The sequence below is a fragment of the Erwinia aeris genome (genome assembly GCF_041224955.1).
In the GTDB taxonomy this organism is placed as follows: domain Bacteria; phylum Pseudomonadota; class Gammaproteobacteria; order Enterobacterales; family Enterobacteriaceae; genus Erwinia; species Erwinia aeris.
Genome location: NZ_JBGFFX010000003.1, coordinates 371,905 through 388,108 on the forward strand (window position 1 = coordinate 371,905; position 16,204 = coordinate 388,108).

Consider the following 16,204-nt stretch of genomic DNA (forward strand, 5'->3'; position numbering starts at 1 on the left):
TTCTCCCGCTGGCGGGTAAACAGAAACGCTTCGGTTGTGTTAACCATTGTACTAATCGGGCGCGGCGGGGGCTGTTTTTCCACGTGGTGCGGCCAGCCAATAGCAGACTTTTGCTTCAGGCCTGTCCGGGCCGCTTCCCGTCGCGCTTTCGCGCACGCCTTTTTAAACAGAAATCATGAGGACCCGGGTGAAAATTCGAATTGCACTAAGCCTGCTTTTTGTTCTGACTGTGGCGGGATGTAAGGCGCCGCCGCCGCCAATGACCGACGATACGATCGTTTCCAGCACCGTTGACGGCGTGAAGCTGACCTATCGTCATGCGGTGCAGCCGCCGCTCTCCTTCACCCCGGTGAACGAGGAGTATCGGGCGCTTTACGCCGCTTCGGTGATGACGCGTCCTGACTTCGGCGGCAAGCTGGTCAGCCATCTGGAAAACGGCAAGCCCTATACCGTGCTTGGCTCGGTGGAGAACAACTGGTTCGCCATCGCCGAAAGCGGAGAAGAGCAGCTGATTGGTTACGTGCCGCTGCGCGCCGTGGTGAAAAGCGACCTTTACGATAAAACCGTAAAAGCCGATGCCCGCCGCAAACGCGTTCGCGCGCCGACGAAAAAGACCTGCGTTGCGGTGGATGGCGACAGCAAAGCCTGCCAGAACAGCAACAGCGGAACCTGGGTAATCGACTAATCCGGTAGCTAATAATCCAGTAGCTAATAATCATGAACAGAAACGTTTTGCGCCTGAGCTTTCAGGCGCTTTTCCTGATGGCATTCAGCGTGCTGACAGGCTGCACTTCGCACAGCGTACCTTCTCACTACAGCCTGGCGTTCAGGCACCCTTCGCAGATTAATCACGGCGCGCCGCTTAAGGTGCGCGTATTGCTGCTGCGGTCCGACGCCGATTTCCTGTCCGCCGATTTTTATTCGCTGCAAAACAAAACGGGCGCCCTGCTGGGCGGCGCGTTGCTGAACAGCGAACAACTCTTCCTGATGCCCGGAAAAAGCGCCGACACCCTGAGCGGGCCGTTGCCGGCCGAGGCTCGCTATATAGGCGTGCTTGCAGAATACCAGTCGCTCGACGGCAAAAAGTGGCGCCTTGCGCTGCCGTTGCCGTCCGGCGCGGACGCCAGCACGATCTGGCAGCAGACGGACAGCCTGCTGCAGGCCACCCTCATCGCTAACGACAGCGGACTCCTTGCCGTCAGTCACTGACGCCAGCCTGAAAACGGAAGCCTTATGAACAAAGCAGAAAAAGTGGTCTGGACCGAAGGCATGTTCCTGCGCCCGCATCATTTTCAGCAGGCGGAAAGCTATCAGCAAAGCCTGCTGAATCAGTGGGGCCAGGCGCAGCGGCCCTATATGTGGGGCTTTCTCGACTACGAAATTGACGAGGCGCTGCTGCGCCAGGGCAAAGTCGCCCTCAGTTCGGCCAGCGGCCTGCTGCCCGACGGCACCTTCTTCTCGTTTCGTGACGGCAAAAACGGCCCGCCGCCGCTGGCGATACCGGACGGTCAGGGCAGCGAAAAAGTGCTGCTGGCGCTGCCCGCGCGTCGCAACGGCCGCGACGAGGTAATTTTCAGCGAAACCGCCGACTCGCTGGCGCGCTATATCACGTTTGAGCAAGAGGTGGATGACTGCAACGCGCTGTCGGTCAGCCCGGCCGCCGTGCAGTTTGGCAAGCTGCGCCTGCGCCTGATGCTGGAAAGCGAGCTGAGCGCCGAATGGACGGCGATGGCCGTGGTAAAAGTGCTGGAGAAGCGCAGCAATCAGGTGCGGCTGGAAAGCGGCTATATTCCACCGATGCTGAACTGCGGCGCCAGCCCGCAGCTTAGCGACTACCTCAACGATATGCCGGGCCTGTTGCAGCAGCGCAGCCAGCAGATCGGCCAGCGGCTCCAGCAGCCGGGGCGTTTCAATACTGCGGATATGGTCGACTTTATGCTGCTGGCGCTGGTTAACCACCATCTGGGCCACGTCAGCCACCTGAAAAACCTGCCGCTGCTGCACCCGGAAACGCTGTTCGCCAGCTGGCTGGCGTTTGCCTGCGAGCTGGCGACCTACACGCCGCAGCGTTTCCCGGACGCTTCGCTGCCGGTTTACGACCATGACGATTTGGCTCGCTGCTTTGGCAGGCTGATGCTGATGCTGCGTCAGGGGCTGTCGCAGGTGCTGGAAGAAAATGCCGTGCAGCTGCCGTTGACCGAACGCTCGCACGGCCTGAACGTGGCGACGGTGCCAACCAGCTCGATGGTGCGCGAGTTCGGCTTTGTGCTGGCGGTGCGCGCCAGCGTGCCCGCCGATACGCTGCTGACCCACTTCCCCGCGCAGATGAAAGTCGCGCCGGTGACAAAAATCCGCGATCTGGTGCAGCTACAGCTGCCGGGCATGATCCTGCGCCCGATGTCGGTCGCGCCGCCGCAGATCCCGTGGCACGCCGGCTACAGCTATTTCGAACTGGATAAGGGCAGCGAGCTTTGGCAGGAAATGGAAAAGTCCGGCACCTTCGCGCTTCATCTGGCCGGTGATTTTCCCGGCCTCGCCATGGAATTCTGGGCCATTCGTAGTCATTCCGCCTGACGTCAGGAGCAAGAGACATGCAGCAACGACAGGCCGCCGCACAGGGCGACATTTTTTCGGGCGCGAGCAGCGTTAACCCGCTGGTTGCGGCGGCAAATCCCCTACTGAATGCAATCCCGCAGATCCGCCACTCGGTGACGCACGCCGATCCTGGCGGTCTGCGCCAGCGTCTGATCGATGAAATCCGCCAGTTTGAAATGCACTGCCAGCGCGCCGGGCTGCCTTACGAGGTGATTATTGGCGCGCGCTACTGCCTGTGCACTGCTATCGACGAAGCGGCGGCGCTGACGCCGTGGGGCAGCGCCGCCTGGCCGGGGCAGGGCCTGCTGGTGACCTTTCATAATGAAACCTGGGGCGGCGAGAAGTTTTTCCAGCTGCTGGCCAAGCTGTCGCAGAATCCGCGCGAACAGATTGCGCTGCTGGAGCTGATTAACTACTGCCTGCAGCTGGGATTTGAAGGGCGCTATCGCGTGCTGGATAACGGCCGTTCGCAGCTGGAGACGATCAAAAGCCGCCTGCTGCAAATGATCCGTTCGGTGCGTGGCGGCTATCCGCCGCCGCTGTCGCCACATCCGGAAGATCATCCGGTCACGCGCAGGCTGTGGCGTCCGGTTGTGCCGCTGTGGGCCTGCGCCGCGCTGGTGGGCCTGCTGGCCTGTCTGCTCTACATTCTGCTGAACTGGCGGCTGAGCGATGCGACCAGTCCGGTGCTGGCCTCGGTCTATCAGACCTCGCTGCCGGAAGTAACCATTCACAATCCCGCGCCGCCCGCGCCCGCTGCGCTGAACCTGAAAGCCTTCCTGAAGCCGGAAATCGACGAGGGGCTGGTGTCGGTGAAAGACGAAGCGGATCAAAGCGTGGTGACGCTGAAAGGCGATGGCCTGTTTACCTCCGGCTCCACAACCGTGCGCGGCCGCTATGAAGAGGTGCTGGATCGCATTGCTCAGGCGATGAACAACGTCAGCGGCCGCATTCTGGTGATTGGCTACAGCGACAACGTGCCGATCCGCAGCGCCCGCTTCGCCTCTAATTACGAGCTGTCGCTGGCAAGAGCGAAATCGGTGCAGGAACGGCTACAGCAGACGCTGAGCCAGCCCGCGCGCGTGAAGGCGGAAGGGCGCGGTGAAACCAATCCGCTGGTACCGAACACCACCGCCGCCAACCGGGCGCGCAATCGCCGTGTGGATATCACGCTGCTGGTTTCCCCTGACAACACCCGCGCGGAACTGACGTCGCAGCAAGGAAATTAACGGATGATGAATATTCTGTTTGCCATTATGACCAACCGGCTGATGTGGGGCTTTCTCGGCATTACCGCGCTGTCATTCATTATCTGGGTGATCGGGCCGGTTTTCTCTATCGTCGACTCGCGGCCGCTGGAGCCGGAAGTCAATCGCCAGATCAGTATCGCGCTGCTTTATATCGCCTGGGGCCTGAGCAACGTGGTGCCGCGTCTTTACAACGCCTGGCTGAACCGCAAGCTGATGGGCAGTTTGAATCCGGCCACGGAGGAGGACGATCCGAACGTCAAGCGTTTGACCAGCGAAGATCGCGTGCTGGCGGAGCGCTTTACCGAAGCCGCCGAGCTGTTGAAAAAAGCGCATTTCAGCCGCGCGGGCAACCGTCGCTGGACGCAGCGCTTCAGCCGTCAGTATCTTTACCAGCTGCCGTGGTATGTGATTATCGGCGCGCCCGGCGCGGGGAAAACCACCGCGCTGGCGAATTCCGGCCTGCAATTTCCGCTGGCCGACCGCTTCGGCAAAGCCGCGCTGCGCGGTATCGGCGGCACGCGCAACTGCGACTGGTGGTTTACCAACGAGGCGGTGCTGCTGGATACGGCGGGCCGCTACACCACGCAGGAGAGCGAGCGGCAGCAGGACGCCAGCGAGTGGAGCAAATTTATCGATCTGCTGCGCAAGTATCGCGGGCGCCAGCCGGTCAACGGCGTGATCGTCACCGTCAGCGTCTCTGATCTGATGACCCAGTCTGCGGAAGCCTCGCGTCAGCAGGCGCTGTCGCTGCGCCAGCGCTTGATGGAGCTGCACGAACAGCTGGGCATTCGCTTTCCGGTTTACGTGCTGGTAACCAAAACCGATCTGCTGAAAGGCTTTAACGCCTATTTCAGCAAGTTCGATAAGGCGCAGCGCGATCAGGTCTGGGGCTTCACCTTTCCGTGGGAGCGTGCGAAACAGGCCGATTTCGATCTGCCCGGCGCTTTCACGCAGGAATACGCGCTGCTGCAACAGCGGTTGGACGCGGGCCTGCCGGATACGCTGATCCAGGAAAGCGATGCCCAAACCCGTGCGGAAAGCTATCTGTTCCCGCAGGAGTTCGCGGCGCTGCGTCCGCTGCTTAACGACTATCTGGAGACGGTATTCAGCCGTTCCAACTTCGAAACGCAGTTTTCGCCGCGCGGCATCTACTTCGCCAGCGGCACCCAGGAAGGCCTGCCGTTTGATCGGGTAATGGGCGAGCTGAGCCGCACGCTTCAGCTGCCAGAGTCCGACAGCGGCAACAGCGGCGCCTGGGATAAGGTGGATAAGGCCGCGCCTATTCCCGGCAACAAAGGTCAGAGCTTCTTCTTAAAGGATCTGCTGCAGAACGTGATCTTTCAGGAAGCGGGCCTGGCGGGCAGCAACCGCTGGTGGGAGCTGCGTAACCGCGCGGTGCTCTGGTCTGGCTACGTGCTGCTGCTGGGTGCGCTGATCGTCGCCACGCTGCTGTGGAGCACAAGCTACCGCAACAACAAGGCCTGGCTGGCGGAAGTGCAGGCGAAGGTGCCGGAAATCAACGCGCTGGGCCAGAATTTGCAGACGGCCGATCTCTGGTCGCTGCTGCCTTACCTGAACGGCGTGCTGCATCTGCCGGACAGCGCCGATTTTGACCTTAACGATCCGCCGATTACGCGCCGCATGGGGCTGTACCGTGGCGAAGAGGTCAGCGACGCTACCCAGGCGCTTTACCAGAAAGCGCTGAAGCAGCTGGTGATGCCGCAGGTGGCGCAGCTTATCACCAGCTGGCTGCGCGCGGATAACGGCAGCGACGCGGACTACAGCTATGAAGCGCTGAAGGCTTACCAGATGCTCTATCAGCCGAAGCACTACGACGGCAAGTTCCTGCATGCCTGGGTAATGCTGAATATCGCGCGCAGCCAGCCGCAGAACGTCACCCAGGCGCAGATCAAACAGCTCGACTGGCATCTGGCGCAGCTGCTGGAGACGCAGATCCAGGCGTCGCCTTACGCAAAGGATGACGCCCTGGTAAAGCGCGAGCAGGCGCTCATCAATCAGATGCCGCTGTCGCAGCGCGTCTACGGCCGACTGAAGCGCCTGCTGGAGCGGGACGACAGCCTCAAGCCGGTTTCCCTGGCGCTGATGGGCGGCCCGCAGAGCGAGCTGGTCTTTTCCCGCAAAAGCGGCAAGGCGATTAGCGAAGGCATTCCGGGCCTGTTTACGCCAGAGGGCTACTGGAACAGCTTCGATAAAAATATCGCTGCCGTCACCAAATCGCTGCACGACGACGATCGCTGGGTGCTGAGCGAGACGGTGCAGAGCGAAACGCAGCAGCAGATCGATTACGCCGTGCGCCAGCGCTATATGAGCGACTATATGCGCCAGTGGGACGGGCTGTTGCAGGATATCCAGCTGAACAACAGCGCGGATCTGTCGCAGCGCATTAACGCGGCGCGTCTGCTTTCCGGCAATAACTCGCCGCTGCGCAAGCTGGTGATTAATCTCAGTCACTATCTGGTGCTGGATAAGGCCGCGCCGGAAGCGGGCAAGGAAGAGGCGAGCAAGGAGGGCGCCAGCAGCACGCTGGATGCGCTGTTCCACGCGCGTCAGGCGGCCACGGCAGCCAGCCAGCAGCAGCAGACGCCGGAGCAGTCAGTAACCGCTCACTTTGCTCCTGTTACCGAGCTGGCGCAGCCGCTGGAGAAGGGCGGTAAAACCATCGCCTTTGACGATTTCCTGCATCAGATTGACGATCTCTATCGTTACCTCACCGCCGTGCAGGACGCGGCCAACAGCGGAATGCCGCCGCCGACCGGCGAAGCCATCAGCCGTTTGCAGGCCAGCGCAGGGCGGTTACCCGGCTCGTTGCAGACCATGTTTACCAGCATGGCGGTGGGCGCCAGCAGCGATACGCAGCGCCGCGATTTAGACAATATCCGCAAGCGCATCAACGTTGAGGTCGGCAGCTTCTGTCGCCAGGCGATTGCCGGACGCTATCCGCTGTCGCATTCGGCACGGGCGGAAGTGACGCCGGACGATCTGGCGCGCATGTTCGCGCCGGGCAGCGGGCTGATGGACAGCTTTTTCCGCGACAACCTGGCAAACAAGGTTGATACCACCCAGGCCAGCTGGCGCTTTATGCCCGGCATCGACGGCAAAACGCTGCCGGGCGGCGAAAGCGTGCTGCGGCCTTTTCAGCAGGCGCAGAGCATTCGCGACGCCTTTTTCGCCAACGGCGCGACCACGCCTTCTTACCGCGTGACGGTGCGCACCGGCCAGATGGATAACGATATTCTGACCATGACGCTGGATGTGGACGGGCAGCTGCTGCAATACAGCCACGGCCCGCAGGCGGTACAGCTGATGAGCTGGCCTGGCCCCGGCGGCACCAGCCAGGTGCGCATGCAGCTTGGCCTCGCCAACGGCACCACGGCAACGCTGGTCACCAACGGCGCCTGGGCGCTGAACCGGTTCTTCGACCGCGCGCAGCTCTCCGCAGGCGGTAGCAGCCTTAGCCGTCAGGCCTCTTTTAACGTCAGCGGCCACCACGTGACGCTGGAATTTACGCCGAACAGCATTCGTAACCCGTTCCAGCTGCCCGGTTTCGCCTGCCCATGAGCCGGGAGAACAACATGAGTCAGACGCCCGCACTCTGCTGGTATGGAAAGCTGCCGAGCGGCGGCGATTTTTTAAAGCGTCGTTTCCCGGACGCGCTGCTGGCGCAGTGGTCGCACTGGTTTCAGGTCGGGCTGCTGCATCGCCAGGAAAACACCGAGGGCGAACGGCAGTTTGCCGACGCGCCGGTCTGGAACTTTGTGGTGCCGCCGATGCTGGGCAGCCAGCAGATCCAGATGGGCTGCCTGGTGCCCTCGCGCGACAGCGTTGGCCGGCTTTATCCGCTTTGCGCGCTGATAACCTTTTCGCCGCAGAGCTGGACGCAGGCGCAGCTGGCGCTGGCGGGTGACTGGTATCAGCAGCTGGGCCGCATCCTGCTGAACGCCGTACGTGAAGGTTGGTCGTCGGCACAGCTCGACGGCACGCTGCTGGCGCTGAACCTGCCGCAGCCGCAGCAGTCGGCCATTCTTGACGCTATCGGCTATCAGGAACAGCGGGCGACGCTGAGCTGGCGACGCGCTTCCGACTGTTTCGATCCGCAGCACTACACCAGCTTCTGGTGGACGAATCAGGCCGACGGCAAGCCGCTTTATACCCACGTGCACAGCGGCAACTTCACCGGCCAGCTGTTTTCGATGCTGTTCGATCCGGCCGCTGGCGCAAAGCCTGGCCGCCACGGTCTTTATCCGCCGATGTTCGAGTAAGGAACTGCCATGAATCTTGACGAGCTACTAGCCCCCATCAGCAGCGATCGGCCGTGCGGGGAAAACCTGGAATATGACGCCGACTATATGGCGATGGAGCAGGCCAGCGCGGGCAAAGCCGAGCAGCAGTTTGGCGACACCATCATTCCCGCTGAACCGGCGGACTGGAACAAGGTGGCGAAGCTGGCGGGCAGCCTGCTGACGCGCAGCAAAGATCTGCGCGTGATGCTGGCGCTGACCCAGGCCTGGACCCAGCTGCGAGGCTTAAGCGGCTACGCCGACGGCTTACAGCTGATCAAGCAGTCGCTGCTGCTCTACTGGGAGCCGCTGTGGCCGGTACTGACCGAAGACGGCGACTACGATCCTTTTTACCGCATCAACGCGCTGGCGGCTTTAGGTGATAAGTCAGCGCTTACTACGGCTTTGCGCCAGTCGCTGCTGCTGCGTAACGCCGCCGATCAGCTTTCTCTGCGCGACGCCTGTGCGCTGCTGGACGGCAGCAAAAGCGAGTGCGACGAGTTTCCCGGCGGCCGCGCAAGGCTGCTGGACGAGCTGGCCCGGAGCGAACAACCGGGCATTGTCGCTATTCGCAGCATAAGTGAGCGGTTACAAACTATTCGTGAAACGCTGATGGAGCACCTGGGCGAAAGCGGCGTGCCGGAAATGGCGCAGCTGTTGAAAACGGTCAATACCGTCGCGCAGGCCTGCGAAATGACCGACGTCAGCGCTCTGCTCCCGCAGGCCGCCAGCGAAGAGGCGGAAAGCGCCCCGACGCAGCAACCGGCCAGGACGACGCAGACCGACTGGCGCAGCGTGCAGCCCGCATCGCGCGCCGATGCGCAGCTGATGCTGGAAAAGGTGAAACAGTATTTTGTGCAGCACGAACCCAGCCATCCGGCGCCGCTGATGATCGACCGCGTACAGCGCATGATCGAGATGGACTTTATGAGCATTATCCGCGACCTGGCGCCGGACGGCGTGCATCAGCTGGAAAACATTTTCGGGCGTCACGACTGAGGCGTCCTGACTAATCGCGCATACCAATGGAGAACATTATGGCTAGTAAATCCAGCGGGCAGAAATTTATCGCCCGTAACCGCGCGCCGCGCGTACAGATCGAGTATGACGTGGAGATCTACGGCGCAGAACGCAAAATCGAACTGCCTTTTGTGATGGGCGTGATGGCCGATCTGGTCGGCAAGCCGGTCGATAACCTGCCGTCGGTCGACGAACGCAAATTTATGGATATCGACGTCGATAACTTTGACGAGCGCATGAAGGCGCTGAAGCCGCGCGTGGCTTTCCAGGCGCAAAACACGCTGACCGGCGAAGGCAATCTGAACATCGATCTGACCTTCAACAGCATGGAAGATTTTTCGCCGGACGCGGTGGCACGCAACGTCGAGCCGCTGAACAAGCTGCTGGATGCGCGTACCCAGCTTTCCAACCTGCTGACCTATATGGACGGCAAAAACGGCGCGGAAGAGCTGATTGCCAAAATCCTCAAGGATCCGACGCTGCTGCAATCTCTCAGCCACCTGCCAAAGCAGGATGACGCGGCTAAAGAAGGAGAGCAGTAATGACCAATCCTTCCCAGCTTGAGCAGCAGGGCCAGCAGGCCTGGAGCCAGGATGAATTCAGCTCGCTGCTGAACAAAGAGTTCCGCCCGAAAACCGACTCTGCGCGCACGGCGGTGGAAAGCGCGGTGAAAACCCTGGCGCAGCAGGCGCTGGAAAACACCGTTACCGCTTCTGACGACGCTTACCGTACCATTCAGGCGCTGATTGCCGAGATTGACGAGAAGCTGTCTAAGCAGGTCAACCAGATTATTCATCACGAAGATTTCCAGCAGCTGGAAGGCGCCTGGCGCGGCCTGAGCCATCTGGTGAATAACACCGAAACCGACGAGATGCTGAAAATCCGCTTTATGAGCATCTCGAAGAAAGAGCTGGGCCGCACGCTGAAGCGCTACAAAGGCGTTGGCTGGGATCAAAGCCCGATCTTCAAGAAAATCTACGAAGAAGAGTATGGTCAGTTCGGCGGCGAGCCGTTCGGCTGCCTGGTAGGCGACTACTACTTCGATCACAGCCCGCAGGACGTGGAGCTGCTGGGCGAGATGGCGCGTATCGGCGCGGCTTCACACTGTCCGTTTATCACCGGCACCGCGCCGGAAGTAATGCAGATGGAATCCTGGCAGGAGCTGGCGAACCCGCGCGACCTGACCAAAATCTTCCAGAACAGCGAGTATGCTGCCTGGCGCAGCCTGCGTGAATCGGAAGATGCGCGCTACCTGGGCCTGGTGATGCCGCGCTTCCTGTCGCGTCTGCCTTACGGCATCCGCAGCAACCCGGTCGACAGCTTCGACTTTGAGGAAGAAACCGAAGGCGCGAACCACGGCAACTACACCTGGGCGAACGCCGCTTACGCAATGGCGGCCAACATCAATCGCTCTTTCAAAGAGTTTGGCTGGTGTACGGCGATCCGTGGCGTGGAATCCGGCGGCGCGGTGGAAAATCTGCCTTGCCACACTTTCCCGAGCGACGACGGCGGCGTGGACATGAAGTGCCCGACCGAAATCGCCATCAGCGACCGTCGCGAGGCCGAGCTGGCGAAAAACGGCTTTATGCCGCTGGTACACCGCAAAAACTCCGATTTCGCCGCCTTTATCGGCGCGCAGTCGTTGCAGAAGCCGACCGAGTATCACGATCCGGACGCCACCGCCAACGCACGTCTGGCCGCGCGCCTGCCGTACCTGTTTGCCTGCTGCCGCTTTGCGCATTATCTGAAGTGCATCGTGCGCGACAAGATCGGTTCCTTCCGCGAGCGTGAAGAGATGGAGCGCTGGCTGAACGACTGGGTGATGAACTACGTGGATGGCGATCCGGCCAACTCCTCGCAGGAAACCAAATCCCGCAAGCCGCTGGCTTCCGCCGAGGTGCTGGTGGAAGAGCTGGAAGATAATCCGGGCTATTACGCCGCAAAATTCTTCCTGCGTCCGCACTACCAGCTGGAGGGCCTGACCGTGTCGCTGCGTCTGGTCTCTAAGCTGCCTTCGCTGAAAAGCGATGATGCTTAAAGGCTGAAGGGAGAGCTTACCGCTGGATGCTGGCGGAAGGTAAGGCGGCTCCCTTTATAAGCTGATTAATTAAAGCTAAAGCGGTCAACGTGCTTTTTTGGCCGCTTTCCTTATCAAAAAACAGAAGCCCAGGCAGAGCGCGGTGAACAGCAGTTCCCCCGAAAGAAAGCCTGAGGCGTTTATATCAAAATTTTCATAGCGGGCTACCAGCCAGATGCCGCTGGCAAGCGTGAACAGAGCATAGATGGACAGCGCTAAAAAAATAACGCTGAGTAATGACAAAAAAGTTTTTTTCATTATTTAACGCTGACCTTTTAAGTGAAGCGCCATGTGATAAGTCTCTAATTTATATCTGCCAATGCTATCTGTAAATTTAATTTATTCCGCTGTGATTTCCTCTTCCCGGAAAAAATAAATTTACGTCCTGGCGACGGGTTAAAAGATTTCTGTACGGTCGGCTGCAAGATCGTCGGAAAAAAGACAAAAAGCATGCCTTTTTGTCTGTCGCTGCTTTGTCAAAAGCAAAATTGTCCATCAAAAAAGAGTAGAAAATAATGGCTATTGATATGTTTATGAAGGTAGACGGTGTAACCGGCGAGTCGAAAGACTCTAACCACAAAGGCTGGACCGATATCACTTCTTTCTCCTGGGGCGCCTCTCAGCCGGGCAATATGTCTGTTGGCGGCGGCGGCGGTGCCGGTAAAGTTAACTTTAACGACCTGCACGTTGAAGCGCTGATCGACAAGTCCACCACCGCGCTGCTGAAGAACTGCGCAAGCGGCAAGCACATCGCCAAAGTTGAGCTGTCCGTATGCAAAGCTGGCGGCACTCAGGTTGAATACACCCGCATTACGCTGGAAGACGTGCTGGTGACTAACGTGCAGTACGTTGGTGCTGATAACGGCGACACCGTAGGCATGAGCTACTCCTTCCAGGCTTCCAAAGTGAAGCAGCAGTACTGGGAGCAGAGTTCTTCCGGCGGTAAAGGCGCAGAAAGCAGCGCTGGCTGGAATATCAAAGAAAATAAAGAAGCTTAATGCTATTGAAGCAATTTCCTTGCGGGGAAATTGCTTTTATCACTTGATATCATTCAATTACCTCATAGGGTGCCTTGATAATATCAAAATTAAATAAGGAGATTTTGATGGGTATCTCTTTTTCTGTTGGTCAGGGGGCAAAAAATAACCCCAATGATGTAAAACTGATCCAACAGCTATTGCAAAAAAATGGATTTAATAACCTGCGGGCCGATGGTGTGTTTGGGCCAAAAACGCTTGATGCAATCAAAAGCTATCAGGCAAAGTTTCTTAAACACCCTGATGGCGTAGTCGATGCAAACGGCAGAACTTTCAGGAAATTGTTAGCCGGAAATTCACAAGGGTCACCATCCGGGGATCCGCAGGAAAACCGACATTTGAATTCTGGTCGTTTGACCGTCAGTGCTGGCCAGGTGACATTTAACGCTGAAGGAAATGATAATCCCCATAGTAGCTACTTCAGCCGTCATCTGCATTGGCCTAAAGGCGTTTCTGGTGTAACTATTGGCCGGGGCTACGATATGGGCGGTCGTACTCAAGAGACGATTTTCCTTGATTTGACCCGGGCGGGCGTACCCGCCGATCAGGCAGAGCTAATGTCGCAGGGAAGAAAGTTAACTGGCGTAACGGCTGAACGCTTCGTTAACAACCATCGGAACGAATGTGGCATCATTTCACGAGAAGCGCAGGCTCGCTTGTTTGAGTTGATATATCCAAATTATGTGTCCAGGGCAAAAGCTGTTTACCTGAGCAAAACCGCTAATTTTCCTGAACGAACCAGTTGGGAAGCGTTAAAAAACCCAATCAGAGAAATTGCAGTGGATTTTGTCTATCAGGGTTTGGGTTTTGAAAGGACAATGAAAGCCTGCATGTCCAATGACTACGACACGTTGATTAATTTTATTGAAACCAACGCTCAGGTGCAAAGTTATGAGGGTGGCCGTCAAAGGGCTAACTACCTGAGAAAAAATAGATAATTAGGAAATGATATGAAAAAGAAAGCGTTAGCTGTTGCAGCGATTGGCTTGCTGGCATTGAGTGGTTCTGCCCTTGCGATGGACGACTGCTCAAAAAAGAGCAGCGATCCTGAAGTTTTTACCTGTGCTGAAAATAACCGCGCCGTAGCTGAAAAGAGCTTAAACAAAGAATATTCAGAAGCAAAAAAACGTATTGAGGCAACTTTTTCTGACGAGCCAGAAGTAAAGAAAAATTATCTTCCTGTGTTTCTGGAAGCTCAGCGTGGCTGGCTAAAATATCGTGACAATCAGTGTAAAATGTTTGCACATGTCGCCGCAGAAAATAGTAATCCTTATGCGGTATTTACTAATAATTGCATTGCAAAGCTTGATGAGCAAAGAAGCAAAGAACTCAAAGAAATACCTTATGATTAATTTGTCGTATTGATCCCGCTACAACCATTCCCCATCAATACGCTGGTGTAGATAATGACGTTACCGCAGGCAGGCAGCTTTCGGCGGTAAAGGCGCTGGCTGGAATATCAAAGAGAGTAAATAATCTTAATGGTATTGCAATCTCCTCTTTGAAAAGATTGCCTGTCTGACTAATCGAAAAAATGGAAGGTCAAGCGTAAAAAACTACAGTAAATTTTCGGTAAGTACGGTAGGCGGAATCGCTGGTGGCTGTGGCGCTACAGTTGCAGCGGCACCAGCTTGTCTTGCGATAGGTGCTGCTACAGCGGGTGTTGGCGGGCTGGTTTGCGGTATTGTAGTGGCGACCGCTGGTGGTATGGCCGGTGGCTATATTGGTGATAAAGCAGGTGGCACTATGGGTGATGGCATTAACTACCTTCTTTATAAAGGGGAATAAAATGGACTGGCTTTATTTCCTAATATACATGGAAGTTACGCTTTTTATCTTTCTCGTTAGTTCTATTTTTTATCTTTATTTTTTTATAAGAGAAATTCAAATAAATTAGAAAGTTCATTCCAGCTGTTGATAAATAAAGGTCACCTCACTAATGAGGATTATGCTTTTTATGATTCTTTAGGGTTTTGGGGGGTTGGATTTAAAGTTTCTATTTTAAATATGTTATTAAAGGGAAAGCGCGTTAAGGTTAAGGATGGGCGCTATCTTGATTATCAGGCCAGAACGTATCTTGTTAAAAACGCTGATAATGATCTGCGCTGGATTAGTTCATTTTATAATATATTTAAGGTTCAAATTTTAATAACAATTTCTTTCCTGGTTTGTGTTTTTATTACCAGCAAAATGGGTGTTTAGTTGGCGCTATAAACGCCCGCCAGCATTTCAAATCATGCATTTATTGCAAGGTTTAATAATTAACGTTCTGAATACCTGAAAAAGTTGATATCTATTATAGTGAGTATGAATTTCATTCTCAGCTTTCAGGTTATAAGACTATCGTTTTTAAGGCAAAACATGCTGTCTGACAGACTACCACCAGAAGCAGCAGGATAGAATATTAAAAATAATGAAAATCTTAAAACTAACTCTTTTTGTTCTCTTTCCAGGGATAAGTTTTTACGCCACGGCCACCAGCACAGCGGAGTCAGCAGTTATACAGGTTGAAAACACCGTTGAGAAAAACAAGCTGGTGACGGACGCCAACTGCGTTAACTACCTGCTAACGGCAGACGCTGAACCTGGTCTGGATCTGATCGACGTAGTGGAAAAGCACGGCGGCGATTGTCCGGGCGATCCCGAGACGCAGCACAGATTATTCAGCGTTTATGTCGATCAGAAAACCAGGCAGATGATCAGCGATAAAGACGATCCGGCAGAGGGCGATTTCACCTTTTTACCACCTGCCGAATAAATGTCGGTGAATGTTCTCTCTTCACCTTGATCCGCTATAAAAATATAAATTTAAGCCACATGTAATTTTCTTACGTAGGTTGCCTGAGCAGAAAGATACTGCGCTAAAAATCAGATTAAGGTGATAACTATCTGTTTAGCGTAATCGCCTGACTGGTTATGTATTTAATACGTCAAAGCAATAATTTATATATCGCTATGCCTTAATTTTTTACCGGAACTCAGCATGAAACGCCTTTTACTCTCTCTTGCCTTATTAACCAACATCGCCGTCGCCAGCCCGCATCTGGTCACGGCAGATGCGGATACGTTTGCGCCTGAACTGGCGCAAAAAGCCCTGTCGCTGGATATCGCTGGCGCAGAGCCGTTCGGCCAGCAGACCTTTGCCGTACGGGATAGCGGCCATTTACTGGGCGTGATGGTGCCGGGCAAAGGTCTGCTGCGGGCCGATATGAACGCCTGCTTTATTGGCTGGTCGCGCGATGGTGAAAGCCTGACAAACCTGGTGCCGACCATTGGCTTCAATCGTTTTGACGGCGAAGCGTGCGAAGACGTGAAAGGCGTGGGCGTAATTTCCTCGCCTGGCGATCGCGAGGTAAAAATCGCTGTGATTTATACCGCCACCACGCTGGTAGAAACCTCGCTGGTTGCGGTGGTGCTGGCGTACGATCCCCAGTCCCGCTCGCTGCTGGTCGATAATGCGCTGTCGCAAAGAGTGAATAATGCGTCAATAGACAGCGTGCCGAAAATTCGTCGCTTTTATGCGGCGCATCCTGCCAATACGGCCACCTTTGACAGCAAAAAATATCTGGCCCGTATTACGGCCTGGTGCGAAGAAGGCAATGTTGACTGCAATGACGTCACGTTGGACTCCAGAAGCAAGCTCAATGGGAAAGGCATATTGCTGCAGGGCAAAACCGTTAATGTGCACTGCCCGGAAGTTTGCGATTTTCGCGGATACGCTTTTGAAAACGCTGATTATACATACACCTTTATCACCAATGACTTTGAACGCTGGACAATGAATATCAGCAAGGGCGACCAGGTGACAGACAGCGTCGAAGGCACGATGCGCTGACGAAACCGTCGCCCTGTTTAAAGCTGTCGGGATAGCGCAATCCATGCCGGGCAGCAATCAGTTTCAACGCCCGCCGGGTCTACCGGCGCGGC

Annotated in this window: 15 protein-coding genes; 14 read left to right on the forward strand and 1 reads right to left on the reverse strand. The window is 56.3% G+C overall.

Annotation, left to right across the window (positions count from 1 at the left end; genetic code table 11):
• Positions 1-187 precede the first annotated feature (187 nt).
• Genes AB6T85_RS08030 through tssC form a run of 9 tightly spaced genes read left to right on the forward strand, consistent with a single transcriptional unit; the run spans position 188 to position 11,201 of the window.
• Positions 188-685: an SH3 domain-containing protein gene (locus AB6T85_RS08030; protein ID WP_253455525.1), complete on the forward strand. Its 498-nt coding sequence runs from the start codon at positions 188-190 to the stop codon at positions 683-685.
• Positions 686-717: 32 nt separating this feature from the next.
• Positions 718-1,209, forward strand: a complete 492-nt coding sequence (gene tssJ, locus AB6T85_RS08035) for a type VI secretion system lipoprotein TssJ (protein ID WP_301253429.1) — start codon at positions 718-720, stop codon at positions 1,207-1,209.
• A gap of 24 nt (positions 1,210-1,233) precedes the next feature.
• Positions 1,234-2,574 (forward strand): type VI secretion system baseplate subunit TssK, encoded by a 1,341-nt coding sequence (gene tssK, locus AB6T85_RS08040; protein ID WP_369895226.1) that lies wholly within the window; start codon positions 1,234-1,236, stop codon positions 2,572-2,574.
• Between the two features lie 17 nt (positions 2,575-2,591).
• Positions 2,592-3,824 carry a DotU family type VI secretion system protein gene (locus tag AB6T85_RS08045; RefSeq protein ID WP_253455519.1) on the forward strand — a complete coding sequence of 411 codons (1,233 nt, stop codon included), beginning with the start codon at positions 2,592-2,594 and terminating at the stop codon, positions 3,822-3,824.
• 3 nt (positions 3,825-3,827) lie between these two features.
• Positions 3,828-7,424, forward strand: coding sequence for a type VI secretion system membrane subunit TssM (gene tssM, locus AB6T85_RS08050; protein WP_369895227.1), 3,597 nt, complete (start codon positions 3,828-3,830; stop codon positions 7,422-7,424).
• Between the two features lie 14 nt (positions 7,425-7,438).
• On the forward strand, positions 7,439-8,125 hold the full coding sequence (gene tagF, locus AB6T85_RS08055) for a type VI secretion system-associated protein TagF (protein WP_253455515.1): 687 nt from the start codon (positions 7,439-7,441) through the stop codon (positions 8,123-8,125).
• A 9-nt stretch (positions 8,126-8,134) separates the two neighbouring features.
• Positions 8,135-9,142 (forward strand): type VI secretion system protein TssA, encoded by a 1,008-nt coding sequence (gene tssA / locus AB6T85_RS08060; protein ID WP_301253426.1) that lies wholly within the window; start codon positions 8,135-8,137, stop codon positions 9,140-9,142.
• Between the two features lie 26 nt (positions 9,143-9,168).
• Positions 9,169-9,705 carry a type VI secretion system contractile sheath small subunit gene (tssB, locus tag AB6T85_RS08065; protein ID WP_253455511.1) on the forward strand — a complete coding sequence of 179 codons (537 nt, stop codon included), beginning with the start codon at positions 9,169-9,171 and terminating at the stop codon, positions 9,703-9,705.
• On the forward strand, positions 9,705-11,201 hold the full coding sequence (gene tssC, locus AB6T85_RS08070; protein WP_253455508.1) for a type VI secretion system contractile sheath large subunit: 1,497 nt from the start codon (positions 9,705-9,707) through the stop codon (positions 11,199-11,201). Before tssB ends, tssC begins: the two co-directional genes overlap by 1 nt.
• A gap of 84 nt (positions 11,202-11,285) precedes the next feature.
• Here the strand turns inward: tssC and AB6T85_RS08075 are convergent, their stop codons facing one another.
• Complete coding sequence (locus AB6T85_RS08075; RefSeq protein WP_253455506.1) at positions 11,286-11,498, reverse strand: hypothetical protein; 213 nt, start codon at positions 11,496-11,498, stop codon at positions 11,286-11,288.
• 257 nt (positions 11,499-11,755) lie between these two features.
• On the opposite strand from AB6T85_RS08075, the gene AB6T85_RS08080 reads away from it, so the two are divergent.
• From AB6T85_RS08080 to AB6T85_RS08100, 5 genes are all read left to right on the forward strand, one after another.
• On the forward strand, positions 11,756-12,238 hold the full coding sequence (locus AB6T85_RS08080) for an Hcp family type VI secretion system effector (RefSeq protein WP_253455505.1): 483 nt from the start codon (positions 11,756-11,758) through the stop codon (positions 12,236-12,238).
• Between the two features lie 107 nt (positions 12,239-12,345).
• The gene (locus tag AB6T85_RS08085; RefSeq protein ID WP_253455504.1) at positions 12,346-13,215 is read left to right on the forward strand and encodes a DUF8812 domain-containing protein; all 870 of its coding nucleotides are present in this window, start codon (positions 12,346-12,348) and stop codon (positions 13,213-13,215) included.
• Positions 13,216-13,227: 12 nt separating this feature from the next.
• Entirely contained in the window at positions 13,228-13,629 is a 402-nt protein-coding gene (locus AB6T85_RS08090) for a lysozyme inhibitor LprI family protein (protein WP_369895229.1), read from the forward strand.
• Between the two features lie 1,061 nt (positions 13,630-14,690).
• Positions 14,691-15,035 carry a hypothetical protein gene (locus AB6T85_RS08095; protein ID WP_301253421.1) on the forward strand — a complete coding sequence of 115 codons (345 nt, stop codon included), beginning with the start codon at positions 14,691-14,693 and terminating at the stop codon, positions 15,033-15,035.
• 225 nt (positions 15,036-15,260) lie between these two features.
• On the forward strand, positions 15,261-16,112 hold the full coding sequence (locus tag AB6T85_RS08100; protein WP_301730214.1) for a hypothetical protein: 852 nt from the start codon (positions 15,261-15,263) through the stop codon (positions 16,110-16,112).
• Positions 16,113-16,204: the final 92 nt, after the last annotated feature.

What these genes read in the sequence shown, in the direction of transcription:
- tssJ (WP_301253429.1), top strand. Translation starts at nt 718, where the DNA reads ATGAACAGAAACGTTTTGCGCCTGAGCTTTCAGGCGCTTTTCCTGATG.
- tssK (WP_369895226.1), top strand. Translation starts at nt 1,234, where the DNA reads ATGAACAAAGCAGAAAAAGTGGTCTGGACCGAAGGCATGTTCCTGCGC.
- AB6T85_RS08045 (WP_253455519.1), top strand. Translation starts at nt 2,592, where the DNA reads ATGCAGCAACGACAGGCCGCCGCACAGGGCGACATTTTTTCGGGCGCG.
- tssM (WP_369895227.1), top strand. Translation starts at nt 3,828, where the DNA reads ATGATGAATATTCTGTTTGCCATTATGACCAACCGGCTGATGTGGGGC.
- tagF (WP_253455515.1), top strand. Translation starts at nt 7,439, where the DNA reads ATGAGTCAGACGCCCGCACTCTGCTGGTATGGAAAGCTGCCGAGCGGC.
- tssA (WP_301253426.1), top strand. Translation starts at nt 8,135, where the DNA reads ATGAATCTTGACGAGCTACTAGCCCCCATCAGCAGCGATCGGCCGTGC.
- tssB (WP_253455511.1), top strand. Translation starts at nt 9,169, where the DNA reads ATGGAGAACATTATGGCTAGTAAATCCAGCGGGCAGAAATTTATCGCC.
- tssC (WP_253455508.1), top strand. Translation starts at nt 9,705, where the DNA reads ATGACCAATCCTTCCCAGCTTGAGCAGCAGGGCCAGCAGGCCTGGAGC.
- AB6T85_RS08075 (WP_253455506.1), bottom strand. Translation starts at nt 11,498, where the DNA reads ATGAAAAAAACTTTTTTGTCATTACTCAGCGTTATTTTTTTAGCGCTG.
- AB6T85_RS08080 (WP_253455505.1), top strand. Translation starts at nt 11,756, where the DNA reads ATGGCTATTGATATGTTTATGAAGGTAGACGGTGTAACCGGCGAGTCG.
- AB6T85_RS08085 (WP_253455504.1), top strand. Translation starts at nt 12,346, where the DNA reads ATGGGTATCTCTTTTTCTGTTGGTCAGGGGGCAAAAAATAACCCCAAT.
- AB6T85_RS08090 (WP_369895229.1), top strand. Translation starts at nt 13,228, where the DNA reads ATGAAAAAGAAAGCGTTAGCTGTTGCAGCGATTGGCTTGCTGGCATTG.
- AB6T85_RS08095 (WP_301253421.1), top strand. Translation starts at nt 14,691, where the DNA reads ATGAAAATCTTAAAACTAACTCTTTTTGTTCTCTTTCCAGGGATAAGT.
- AB6T85_RS08100 (WP_301730214.1), top strand. Translation starts at nt 15,261, where the DNA reads ATGAAACGCCTTTTACTCTCTCTTGCCTTATTAACCAACATCGCCGTC.